The following is a 13001-nucleotide window of genomic DNA, read 5'->3' on the forward strand; positions in this document are numbered from 1 at the left end:
AGGCTTTTTATTATTATCCTACACGCTACTGCTTACTCCATTCTCCCCAGCATAGCTGGGGGATTAGGATTTTCATTCACTTTCACACTTTAAAGTGTATTACAAATTTCTTGAAAATTCAAGCCGTTTTTGCAAGAAATTTGTAATTCTCGTTGACATTTTTTGGTATTTATCGTAAACTATAACTTGCACGATTCAAAGAGAGAAACAAAGTGAGGTGCCACAAATGAGGGATAAAGTTATTGATGTACTACTAGATGTTGGAGTTCCGGCAGGTGTAAAGGGATTTTCGTATATATGTGATGCAATTGAAATATTCGACACGGATCCATATTATGCAGATGGGAAAATGTCTGCATTGTATATTGACATTGCCAAGAAGAACGACACAACCTCTTCCCGTGTTGAAAGGGCAATCCGTCATGCTTTTGAAACTGCTATTATGAAAGGGAATCAGGATATGGTCAACAAATATCTTGATACAGTTAATACACAGAATTCGAATCTGCTGAAAACTCTCTACCTGAGATTAAAGCAGGAAGAACATCGTCGGAATGACTGCACTCCAGCCCATTGCTCTGTCCAGAACTGCGAGCTGAAAGCTGAGATTTATATGGAAGCAATGCAGATTTTATCCGATGAAATCGAAACGCTTCTTGCAAGAACCTTATCTTCTGTAAAGAAAAGTATGGATAATGCAATCAAATGATCTTCCTGATTTTTTAAGGGAGCATATCAACCGCAAAATCACACTGTTGATATGCTCCCTTTTTTATTCGTTGTTTATTATTTGATCTTGCTTTCCATCCAGCGATAGAAATCCTCATACACTTGATTCCGATCCCGTTCATTCAGCAATTCATGCCGATCTCCCTGATATAATTGAAGCGTCACATCTTGTATTCCGGCAGCTCTGTATTTCTCATAGATACGCCGGACGCCTTTTCCAAACTTACCAACCGGATCTTCCGTTCCTGCCGCCATCAAGATCGGCATCGCCTTAGGAATTGTAAATACACTCTCCTTTTTCTGCATACCGATCATTCCGCTGAACATATGATAATAAGCATTCACAGTAAACATAAACGAACAAAGCGGATCCGCCACATACTCATCTAGCTTTTCCTGATCACTTGTCACCCAATCAGCCCGTGTGCGAGCCGGCTTGAATTTTTTATTAAAAGATCCGACCACCATATTGTCAACCAGTTTGCTTTTAAAATGCCAGCCGCGCACCATTGCTATTCCACGGCACAGTCTTTTTCCAAACTTAAGGACAATTTGAGGACGTTCAGCCACAGCGCCGATGATCAGTGCCCCTGCCAGTCCGTTTCCATACATCTGAATATATTGACGAACCAGAGAAGATCCCATACTGTGCCCTAAAATAAAATACGGAACTCCGGGATATTTTTTCATTGTGCGCTGTCGCAGTGTATGCATATCTCCCAACAGACATGCATTCCCATACTTTTCATGGAAAAATCCGTATTCACTCTTACACTGTACAGACTTGCCGTGTCCCAAATGGTCATTTCCCACAACATAATATCCTTTTGAGCAGAGATACTCTGCAAACTCACGATACCTGTCTATATATTCAACCATTCCGTGACTGATCTGTAGAATTGCTTTCACATCGCCTTCCGGTTTCCACTCAATCGTATGAATCTCTGTATTCCCATCTTTTGACGGGAAATAAAATTCGTCTTTCATTTTATTCTCTACCTATCATCTAATTTTATATATTCCCGATGCGGTGCAAGCGGCTTATATGCCGGTCGAATAATCTTGTCTACATTCTTCAGCTCTTCCAAACGATGTGCACTCCATCCTACGATACGCGCCGCAGCAAAAATCGGTGTGTATAATGCCGGCGGCAAGTTCAGCATACTGTAAACAAGCCCACTGTAAAAGTCTACATTTGCATTAACCCCTTTATACATCTTACGCTTCTCACCGATAATAACCGGCGCCAGACGTTCTACTTTCTCATAAAGCGCATACTCTTGTTCACGATGCTTCTCTTTTGCAAGCTGCTGTACAAAGCCTTTGAAAATATCTGCTCTCGGATCGGAAATCGAATAAATCGCATGTCCCATTCCATAGATCAGACCTTTCTGATCAAATGCTTTTTTATCAAGCAGTGCCTCAAGATAACGACGAATCTGATCTTCATCTTCCCAGTCTGTGAGCGTATTCTTCATATCATCAAACATCTGTGTTACTTTTACATTCGCTCCGCCATGTTTTGGTCCTTTCAAGGAAGCCATCGCCGCGGCGATCGTCGAATATGTATCCGTACCGGAAGACGTTACAACGTGTGTTGTGAACGTAGAGTTATTTCCACCGCCGTGATCCATGTGAAGAACAAGAGCCATATCCAGAATCTTTGCCTCCAGTTCCGTATACTGCCGATCTTCCCGAAGCATCATCAAAATATTCTCCGCTGTGGAAAGCGACGGATCCGGAGCGTAAATATACAGATCTCTTCCTCTTCTGTAATTATATGCATGATATCCGTAAATCATCAGCATTGGGAACTGACTGATCAGGTTCAGACACTGCCGAAGAACATTCGGGATGGTTGTATCATCCGCTTTTGCATCATAGCTGTAAAGCTGGAGGATACATCTTGAAATGTTGTTCATCATATCCCTGCTTGGCGCTTTCATAATGATATCTCTTACAAAATTCGGAGGGAGCATTCTTCGCTCTGCCAACATCGCCTGAAAGTCTTTCAACTCACTCTGTGTCGGCAGTTCACCGAATAAAAGCAGGTACGCTGTCTCCTCAAATCCCGGATGATGTGCTTCCAAAAATCCTTTGACAATATCTTTGATATTGTACCCACGATAATAAAGATTTCCCTCGCACGGAACTTCTTCACCATTCACTACTTTCTTTGCGCAGACATCTGAAATATTCGTCAATCCTGCAAGCACACCTTTTCCATTCAGATCCCGCAGTCCCCGCTTCACCTCATACTGAGTATACAGTTCTCTTTCTATTGCATTATTCTCTTCACACTTACGGGCCAGTTCCTGTATTCTGGGAGTATTCTCAAAGAAAATGCTGTCTACATCCTTTTGCATATATGCGCTCCTCCTTTTTCCGTTTTTATATACTTTTTTATTATACTAAAAAACACATTTTTTGTACAATAAAATGTTTATTAAGTATTTATGAGAAAATCGTTACAAAATCACTCTTTCGTACGCATTCTTTCACTTTCACACAAGAGGTTGGAAAGTGCGGCAAACTCTTCCAAGGTCAGCGCTTCCCCTCTCACACTGACACTCTTTCCAATTCCCTCGATTGCTTTTTCTATTTCTTCTTTTGAAAATTGAAGCTCCAGAGAATTTTTCAGACCGTTTGCCAGTGTCTTTCTTCTCTGATTGAACGACGCCCGTATGATACGGAACATCAACTTTTCATCTTCTACCTGTACCGGCGGTTCGTCATACCGTTCCAGACGGATGACCGCAGATCCCACTTTCGGTCTCGGCATAAAGCAGTTCGGCGGAACATTCGCCACAATATAAGGCTTCGCATAATACTGGACTGCCAAAGAGAGCGCGCCGTAATCTTTTGTTCCGGGTCCTACCTGCATCCGGTCGGCTACTTCCTTTTGTACCATAACTGTGATACTTTTTAACGGTACATGATTTTCAAACAATCCCATAATGATGGGGGTGGTAATATAGTACGGCAAATTTGCAACCACTTTGATCGGTCGTCCGCCATTCTCTTCCTTCGCTAATTTTGCAATGTCAACTTTAAGTACGTCGTCATTGATAACCTGCACATTCTCATATCCCTCCAGCGTATCTTCCAAAATCGGAATCAGCGCCTTATCAATCTCAATGGCAGCCACTTTCCCCGCCGCACATGCCAGATATTGTGTCATCGTTCCGATTCCCGGACCGATCTCAACAACCATATCCTCTTTTGTAATTTCTGCTGAACGGATGATCTTATCCAGTACATGTGTATCGATCAGAAAATTCTGTCCGAATTTCTTTTGAAACGAAAAATTATACTTTTGGAGTACCGCAATTGTATTTTGCGGATTTCCCAGCGTTGGCTCTTTCATATCCCGTATATCCTTTCTGCATTCTCCGATGTGATCTGAATCACTTCTTCCGGTGTAATTCCCTTTAACTCCGCGATTGCCGCTGCTACATATTTTAAATTCAGTGAAGAATTTCGCTTTCCCCGATTCGGTTCCGGCGAAAGATACGGGCAGTCTGTTTCAAGCACAAGAGATTCGATCGGAACTTCCTGAACAGTTTCTTTTAATTTCCGTCCGTTTTTAAATGTGACAACACCGCCGATCCCAATCGAATATCCCATCTTGACATATTCTGCCGCCATCTCCGGCGAATAGGAATAACAGTGTATGATCCCGCGCAGTCTTTTTCCATATTCACGCATGATCTCCATTGTATCCGCCGCCGCATCCCGGCTGTGGATATTGACAGGCTTTCCCAGCTTTTCTGCCAGTTCCAACTGTCGGACAAACCACTTTTTCTGCACATCGTGACTTTCCTGATCCCAATAATAATCCAGACCGATCTCGCCGACCGCGACGATCTTCTCTTCCTTGAGAAGCTGCTCCATCCTGAACAACTTCTCCTCATCCAGTCCTCCGACCTCATCCGGATGAACACCGATCATTCCATATACGAACGGATATCGCCTTGTCAATTCTATCACGCTGTCCCAGGATGAGATCGCGGCGCTCGCATTTACGATCTTCCCGATTCCGTTCTCCTGCATCATGCCGAGCAAAGCTTCCCTGTCCGCATCAAACTGCTCATCATCATAATGTGCATGTGTATCAATTATCATCGCTATGATCCTCCAGTGATCCGGTAAAAACCGGATCCAAAAAAATATTGTTTAAAAAACCGGGGAATTATAAGGTCATAAAACCACCTATGTGCAAGCACAAGGTGGTTTTATGACCTTTTGACCCTGACATTTGAAATCTATTATAGCACAATGTCATCCAGCTTTTCAAATGTATGCACGTCGTAAGCTTCCACTGTATTTCCTGCAATAAGATAAAATCTATCCCCTACATAAAAAGCACGTACATTTGTTGCATAACCTGTCATATCCCGCTGCATCAGGCATGTAAATCCATCTTCTCCATAAGAAAATACATAATAGCTGATCGTCTCTGCATTTACGGTAAATCCGATCAGGTTCTTTTCCGGATCCGCCAATACCACTTTATAATTGTAAGCAGCATCTGTGGAATACGCACCTTCGATCACATACTTTTGAATCTCCCTGACGTCTTTCGGGTCACTCACATCAAACATAGATAATTTCACCCCGTTTGTCGTCATTCCGGTTGGATCTGTATCCATTCCAATCCCGAGAAGCAGACCGTCTCCATACGGATGAAGATACTCGGAAAATCCCGGAATCTTAAGTGCACCGAGTATTTCCGGCTTTTTCGGATCGGAAAGATCTACGGAAAACAACGGATCCATTTGACGGAATGTTACGAAATATCCGGTATTTCCGATAAACCGTGCGGAATATATACTTTCGTCCGGAGCGAGTTCTTCGATTCTGGACAATTCTTTTAACTTATCATCCAAAACATACAGTGTATTTGTAGTAACGGTCTTTTCCGTTGTCTGAACAGAGTCTTCCTCTTGTGAGATCGGCATAACGGAATTTCCGAATCCTGGCGTCACTGTTGTCACCAGACGAAGATTTCCCTCATATTCATCGATACTGAACGAATCATTCAATACACCTTGAACCTTTGCCTGTGCCACAGCTTTTAATTCTCCGTTTTCATAAGATAATTTTCGGATCCATGTTGCGTCTGTCTCTGTTTCTTTTGATGCATACTCCGTCTCACAGATATAAATGTTCTTTCCGCTCACATAACAGAGACCTGCTGTTCCGAATACCGCTTTACTATCCGTCTCTTCCCCGGGATCCTGCAGCGAAAATGAAGTGATCACCGTATAGCTGCTTCCGCGTTTGACCGGTGGGATCACAATATTACTGCTGTCCATATATTCGCCCTGTATCGTCGGAATATATCCCGAAAGATCCGTTCTCAGCACCGATATATCCGCGCGAAAATCACTGAACAGATACACATATCCGTCCACGATCCGCATCGTATGATAGCTTCCGCTCTGTGTGATCTTCCCCAATGAAACCGGATTTTCCGGATCGCTGATGTCAAAAGTCTCTGCTGTCGTATATTCTCTGTACGGATACGAACCGGTGGGGCCTGTCTCCTCCGGATACTCTCCATACACGGCAACCAGACGGTCCCCCTCAACAAAAAATTCGGAAAAATGAACCTCTCCGTTCAGCGGAATCTCCCCGATCTTCTCCATCGTCTCCTGCTCGATCCCGACGATCTCGATCGTCTGATTATTCAAAATATACAGCCGCTCTCCGTCTGTTTTCGCAATATCACCTTCTCCGACGCCATCCTGCCGGATATTCGTATCCGAATATCCCGCACCGCCCGTACTGTCTGCCTCCATGGTCTGTGCACTTGAGGCAGTATCGCTCACGGCGTTCTTTTCCGCTCCGTAAGCCGCAGCATCCTTTTCCTGTGCATCCCTCTCTGCTTTTATAAATCCATAGATCTGATCAAAATCTTCCGCTGTATCAATCCTGCCGGCTGTGACCTCACCGCTTTCGGTCTTTTCCCCCTTGTCTGCTGTCTTATACAGGGTTTCTCCATCGTCCGGGCTGAGTCGATTCCACATACCGACTGCTCCGATCCCCAGTACGACCACGCCGCAGGCTGCAAACGCTGCCGCTTTCTTATAGTAGGATCTTCTCTTTTTCTTTGCTTTTTCTTCTAATCTTTCAACAACTGCTTCCGGCTGCAAAGAAGCAGGAACTTCTAATTTATCAGTCTGTTCATCAATCAGCTTTTTGATGTTTTTCCCATCCATCTCCATACTGAAATCCCCTTTCTTTCACCCTAATTTTCAAGGATCCGGTGCATCTGTTCCAATGCTCTCGACTTCCGGGAACGAACCGTTGCCGGATTCATCTCCAGAATCTTCCCGATCTCCTCGCTGGAATATCCTCCGAGCACAGACCAGGCAACGATCAGCCGATCGTCTTCCCCAAGCAGCATCAAAGCTTCCCTCACATCATGGTCTGATGCGTGATCCGGCTCTTCTGCGATCAGCTCATCACTCAGTTCCTCCGTCTCTCCTTTTCGTAAAAAACGCTTTTTGCATTGATTCGCCAGGATCGTAAAGATCCAGCTTCGGAAAGATTCCTCCTTTTTCAGACGGTCGATGCCCTCGTAGGCTGCAACAACCGTCTCGCTTACCACATCTTCCGCGTCCTGCTTATGGCGCATCGTATACAATGCAAATCGGTAAAGTTCTTTATAAATCCTCCCATATAATACGCCGAATGCCTGAATATCTCCCCGGCGTGCTCTGCGGATCAATACTGTTTCCGAACAGTTTTCAAAATCTTTCATCCGTTCCCCTCCTTTCTTTCCGGACAAAATACGTCCGCTTCTACTGTTCTTATCTATTAGAGTCAAAAAAAGTCTGCTTTGTTGCAAAGAAATCCAAAAAATTTATAATGCAATAAGATTTACAATTCCGGATCACAGTTCCGGTTTTGTATCGTCCGGATTTTTATCATCCGTTTTCTTGTATTTCTCATATAAATCTTCCCCTGCCAGCTTCATAATATCCAAAATCTCTTCTTCGGACATCTTCATATATTTTGCCAGCTCGTCGATCGTTACCGCACGGCCTTTCTCGTCTGCAAGCTGATGAAGCGTATCATCCAGATGATTGACCTGTTGTTCCATCTTTCTGTCGCAACGCTTCTGTTCCTGCTGTTCTTCGATCATCTGTGCCATTCCCTGACGGATTTCATCCAGCAAAAATGCTTCCGCATTTTCCGCACCGTCCAGAAGATCCAGCGCAAGCAGAAGACTGACATTTCCCTCCTGTACCAGATCCCCTAAAAATACCTCTTTCGTGTGCATCTGCTCCGCAATGCCAAGCACCGTCATAAGGTACAATTCCGTCAGACGGCTCTTCGCAAGCCCATCTCCTGCCGCCGCAGCTTCAAAAAGTCTCTCCCTTTCTCCTGCTTCTGCCGGACGGATTCCGGAAAGTTCCCTGCGGTATTCTTCCAGATACTCTTTTTCTTCCGGCGTATATGCCGCCGCTGTCTCTTTCTCCGCTTTCTCCGTCAATTCCTGTCCTTTCATGTATCCGACCACAGAAATCTTCTGCGTGAGCAGGTAATCATATACAAGCAGCATCTGCTCCTCTGACAATTCACTGTCCCCAAAGAATGCTCCGACCTCTTCTGTTGTGATCCGATTGCCGCTGACTGCCGCAATATCCAATAATTCTTTTAATTTTTGCAGAAATTCTTTCTCGCTTCCCATGCGCTTCGTACACCTTTCCCTTTTCAGATTATGATTCTTTAGACTATTAGAGCAGGGAATCACTCCCTGCTCCTTGTATCATCTCTTTTTGTATCGCTTATTCATCTCTAACCTTTGTAATAATTGATCAAGCATCCTTTTAAAATGATCTCTCTTTCCGCATCTGTCATGTCGCCCAGGCGAAGTGTGATCTCTTTCAATTCTGCGCCGACCACATAAGCTTTTACCTCGGACTGCTTCTTTTCGATCACATTTCTCACATCCGGAACGAACAGATACTCGCCGTTCTTAAACGGAAGCGCTTCGTGATCCGCATCTGTCAAAAACGGAAGCATTCCCCAGTTGATCAGATTCGAACGATACCGCTTTGTTGCGTATTCATTGGCAATATTTGCCCAGCCGCCAAGCACTTTCTGACAGGACGCCGCCTGTTCACGGGCGGATCCGTCTCCCGGTTTCACCGCAAAGATCGTGCTTCCGACACCGATATTACCCTCTCCGACTTCGGGATACGCTTTCCGGATCGTCTCCATAACCGGTTTCAGTTCTTCCAGTGCATCTAAAGGACAATTTCCTGCTTCGATCGCTTTCTGTGCTGCCTGTACCTCTTTCGCACGTCCCACATATGCCGGATCCTTTCTGGAAAGTGCGAATTCCGCAAGTCCCAGCGGATTAGAACGGTAAGAGGAAGTCTCTCCGGACGGGATCAGCTCATCGGTCGTCGTCACCGGATCATGAATCTCGGAAACAACTTTCAGGATCAGGTTCTCCGGCAGCGCGGACATTGCCGGCCAGTCTTTGATATTCGGTCCGAATTTGATCTCCACGGACGGATCTGCTACACCCTTACTGTCAAATACACGATTCGCATAAATGCTGGAATCAAAATGATATTTCTGTCCTTTATATTCCACATCCATCGCCGTTGCCGGAGTCAGGAATCCTTTGTTTGCCGCCGTTGCCGCGATCGAACGTGCATCCATAAGCGCTACGGACGAAATCTGTCCGCTCTGCAGCTTGGATCCCTCACGGTTCGGGAAGTTTCTTGTCGAGTGACGGATGGAAAGCGCATTGTTGGCCGGCGTATCTCCCGCACCGAAGCACGGACCGCAGAATGCCGTCTTCACGATCGTTCCCGCTGCCATCAGATCTGCAACCGCTCCGTTTTTCACCAGTTCCATATAAATCGGCGTACTTGCCGGGTATACGCTGAATGTGAACTCGTCCGCACCGATATTCTTTCCGCGGATAATGTCTGCCGCTGCGCAGATATTTTCAAATCCGCCGCCCGCGCATCCTGCGATGATTCCCTGCTCCACATACAGCTTTCCGTCTACGATCTTGTCCTGCAGTGTGTAATCGACCGCACCGTCCAGACTGACAAGCGCTTTCTGCTCTACATCGTGAAGAATGTCTTTGAGGTTTGCATTCAGCTCATCGATCGTATATACGTTGCTCGGATGGAACGGCATCGCGATCATTGGTTTGATCTCGCTTAAGTTCACATAAACCATACCGTCATAATATGCGCATGCTCCCGGATTCAGTTCTTTATAATCGCCGCTTCTTCCGTGGATCTCATAAAATTCACGGATCTTTTCATCTGTCTTCCAGATCGAGGACAGACAAGTCGTCTCGGTCGTCATTACGTCGATTCCGATACGGAAATCCGCGCTCAGTTTCTCAACGCCCGGTCCGACAAATTCCATTACTTTATTGTTTACATAGCCATTTTTAAATGTCGCCCCGATGATCGCCAGCGCCACATCCTGCGGACCAACGCCTTTCATCGGCTCGCCGTCCAGATAAATACCGATCACTCCCGGCATCTTGATATCATAAGTCTTGTTCAGAAGCTGTTTGACAAGCTCCGGACCGCCCTCGCCCATCGCCATCGTTCCGAGCGCACCGTAACGGGTATGGCTGTCGGAACCGAGGATCATCTTTCCTCCGCCTGCAAGCATCTCTCTTGCATACTGATGGATGACTGCCTGATGCGGCGGAACATATACGCCGCCGTATTTCTTTGCGCAAGTCAGTCCAAACATATGGTCATCTTCATTGATCGTACCGCCGACCGCACAAAGCGAGTTGTGACAGTTTGTCAGCACATACGGGATCGGGAACTTCTCAAGACCTGACGCTCTGGCTGTCTGGATGATCCCGACAAATGTAATATCATGGGAAGTCAGCTTATCAAATTTGATCTGCAGATTCTCCATATTTCCCGATGTATTGTGCGCACTCAAAATACTGTATGCCATCGTATTTTTCGCCGCTTCTTCTTTAGAAATCGGAGCCTGCACTCCCGCTTTGTCTTCTACAAGTTCTTTTCCGTTGAGCAGATATACTCCGTTGTCATATAATTTGATCATGTAAATCCTCCTTTATTTTGCGCCGTATGCACGGTGTTTTTCTTTGCGTCTAATCTCTTTCGCGCAGTACTTTTTTTACCTCGATCTTTGTCTCTCCAACCCCGATCACATCATCTCTCTGGATCACAACCGGCTGCTGGATCCTGCGTCCGTTCAGATATGTACCGTTTCGGGAACCCATATCTTTCAGATACAGCTTGTCCTCTTTCCGAATGACCGCGCAGTGCAGTTTTGACACTCTCGGATCATCCTGTACCGACAGGAACCTCTCAAATTCCGAACTGTTCCGGCTTCTTCCGATCCCGATATTGTCATAGAAAATGAAATCAAATTTTTCCCATGTATCGAGATTCTCCAGAATCAGTTTCCATTGCTTTTTCACCGGACCTTTGGACGTAAGTTCTTTCCCACGCTCGCCTGCTGCCGGAAACGGCGTTGTCTGCCCCGGCACTTCCCTGTGATCCACTGTTTCTTTTACACGGCGCGGCTGGCGATATTCTTCTTCGTACTCATAATCGTCATCTTCCAGATCATCTTCGTACTCCTCGTCGTAGTCATAACCGTCCTGCGTCTTTTTCTCTTTTTTCAGCGCTACAATGATGATCACAATGAGCAGCACCGCAACAAAGATCAAAATCCCCATCACAATCCAATACCACATACGTTCATCTCCTTTTAAACTTATTTTATCTTACTATATTTTTTCACCGCAGGCAAGAAAAAACGGCGGGATCCTCTCCCACCGTTCTCAATGTAATGTCACTCGAACTCTTTTCGTCCGCATTTCCGCAACCTCTTATTCATACTCATCCGCGGGCTTGTCCGTCACCCGCACATTTCCGCTCCCCTGTTTTTTACTTCGATATGCGTAGCGCAGGTGTACAAAGTGGAAAACGGTCGTATTTTCCCTTGCGCACTGACGCCAGACTCTGTCATGCCAGAAATTCCTCCAGGATCTGCCGGATCGCCGCCTCTTTCAACGCCGGCCGATCCTCCCCGTCTGTTTCCCGGCTCACACGTCTTTCTGCCGGAGAACGTCTCTTCTCCCCGTTCTCCACATTTCTTGGTTCCCCCTCAATATTGATCGGAAGTTCTGTCTCCGTTTCTTCTATATAATGAGCAGCTTCACTGTACCGCTCTTCCTGAAAGCGTTCTTCCTGCTCCTGCTCTGCCTGCAAAAATCCCTCTTCCGGAACTCCCCGTTTCTGACGGGTTTCCTGCCGCCTTGCCTCCTGCACTTTTCTGCGGGAAACGGGACGTTCCTGTCCTCTTCCTGCCCGGGATCTCATTTCCTTTCGCTTCACACTTTTCAGCGGTCCTGCCGCCGGTTCATTGGCTGCGCTGCATTCCACAGCCTCTTTTTCCTGTACGCTCCCCGGCTGATTTCCCTGTACATTTCCCTGTGTATTTCCGGCGCCGCGCACAGCTGCTTCCGGCTGGATCACATCGATCCTTGCTTTTTGTTCCCGCTCGCTCTGACGCAGCTTTCGGTACTTATAGGCACATACATTTTCCAGATAATCCACCATATAATTTTTGATCGCTTCCATCCGATACTGCTCGTCCGATACTTGACTGATCACAAACAGCAGGACCATCTCCGCGGCTCCAAGCGCTGCGAACTGATACACACGTTCGCCCATTCCAAATGCAGTGTAATTGAAAACAGCTCCAAGCGCCGCCAGAATCCCCGCAAACCAGATGGACTGCACCTCCAACTGTCTCCAGGTATGGATCCGAAATCCCATCCCCCTGTATTCATATATGTATTTTTCCACAAATGCTTCTGCATTTTCTACTCTGTCGTGCAGCATGCACGCGTGCTCATATTTCGCGCGTACCAGTCTTATCAGTCTGTGTGTGCTCTTTGACATGTTGCCGGCTGCCCGTGCCATCCGACGAAGCGTAAACAAATTTACAACTTTTGCCACGCCTCCGATGACTCCGACCGCTATCATCAGATAAAACATAATATCGGTGCCGGTGATGACTTCATAAAACATAGCCAAATCCTCCTGTTATGAAATTTATGCACAATGATCCGGGATTGTGTCCGAAATCATTATATCTCAAATATCCGGCAATTTCTTCCATAACCGTTTGACACATTTCTACATCTGCCGCAGTTTTTGTCTAAAAATACAGTTCCGTAGTTTCTATTTCCGTTTTCTCCTGACTTTCTTGTCAGATTTGTG

At 45.9% G+C, this 13001-nt stretch carries 11 protein-coding genes; 1 reads left to right on the forward strand and 10 read right to left on the reverse strand.

Translation table 11 applies throughout. The features are described from left to right. Positions 1–226 precede the first annotated feature (226 nt). Entirely contained in the window at positions 227–709 is a 483-nt protein-coding gene (locus I2H87_RS10380) for a sporulation initiation factor Spo0A C-terminal domain-containing protein (protein ID WP_022151699.1), read from the forward strand. Between the two features lie 77 nt (positions 710–786). On the opposite strand, the gene I2H87_RS10385 is transcribed toward I2H87_RS10380, so the two are convergent. From I2H87_RS10385 to I2H87_RS13835, 10 genes are all read right to left on the reverse strand, one after another. Further along, entirely contained in the window at positions 787–1716 is a 930-nt protein-coding gene (locus tag I2H87_RS10385) for an alpha/beta fold hydrolase (protein ID WP_009267012.1), read from the reverse strand. Between the two features lie 8 nt (positions 1717–1724). Continuing rightward, positions 1725–3095, reverse strand: coding sequence for a citrate/2-methylcitrate synthase (locus I2H87_RS10390; protein WP_022151698.1), 1371 nt, complete (start codon positions 3093–3095; stop codon positions 1725–1727). Positions 3096–3205: 110 nt separating this feature from the next. Next, entirely contained in the window at positions 3206–4096 is an 891-nt protein-coding gene (rsmA, locus tag I2H87_RS10395) for a 16S rRNA (adenine(1518)-N(6)/adenine(1519)-N(6))-dimethyltransferase RsmA (protein WP_195609896.1), read from the reverse strand. Next, entirely contained in the window at positions 4093–4854 is a 762-nt protein-coding gene (locus I2H87_RS10400; protein ID WP_009267015.1) for a TatD family hydrolase, read from the reverse strand. The genes rsmA and I2H87_RS10400 overlap by 4 nt, the downstream gene beginning before the upstream one ends. Positions 4855–4997: 143 nt before the next feature. Next, complete coding sequence (locus tag I2H87_RS10405; RefSeq protein WP_195609898.1) at positions 4998–6959, reverse strand: beta-propeller domain-containing protein; 1962 nt, start codon at positions 6957–6959, stop codon at positions 4998–5000. 23 nt (positions 6960–6982) lie between these two features. Next, positions 6983–7498: an RNA polymerase sigma factor gene (locus tag I2H87_RS10410; protein WP_009267017.1), complete on the reverse strand. Its 516-nt coding sequence runs from the start codon at positions 7496–7498 to the stop codon at positions 6983–6985. Between the two features lie 132 nt (positions 7499–7630). Beyond that, a complete protein-coding gene (locus tag I2H87_RS10415; protein WP_044954627.1) occupies positions 7631–8431 on the reverse strand; it encodes a sigma-70 domain-containing protein in 801 nt (266 codons plus the stop codon). 107 nt (positions 8432–8538) lie between these two features. Further along, positions 8539–10806 (reverse strand): hydratase, encoded by a 2268-nt coding sequence (locus I2H87_RS10420; protein WP_009267019.1) that lies wholly within the window; start codon positions 10804–10806, stop codon positions 8539–8541. 49 nt (positions 10807–10855) lie between these two features. Further along, the gene (locus tag I2H87_RS10425) at positions 10856–11467 is read right to left on the reverse strand and encodes an FHA domain-containing protein (RefSeq protein ID WP_022151694.1); all 612 of its coding nucleotides are present in this window, start codon (positions 11465–11467) and stop codon (positions 10856–10858) included. Positions 11468–11738: 271 nt separating this feature from the next. Beyond that, on the reverse strand, positions 11739–12809 hold the full coding sequence (locus tag I2H87_RS13835; RefSeq protein WP_009267021.1) for a hypothetical protein: 1071 nt from the start codon (positions 12807–12809) through the stop codon (positions 11739–11741). Between the last annotated feature and the right edge of the window lie 192 nt (positions 12810–13001).

Origin of the sequence: Mediterraneibacter glycyrrhizinilyticus (assembly GCF_015560805.1) — a bacterium.
GTDB lineage: Bacteria > Bacillota > Clostridia > Lachnospirales > Lachnospiraceae > Schaedlerella > Schaedlerella glycyrrhizinilytica_A.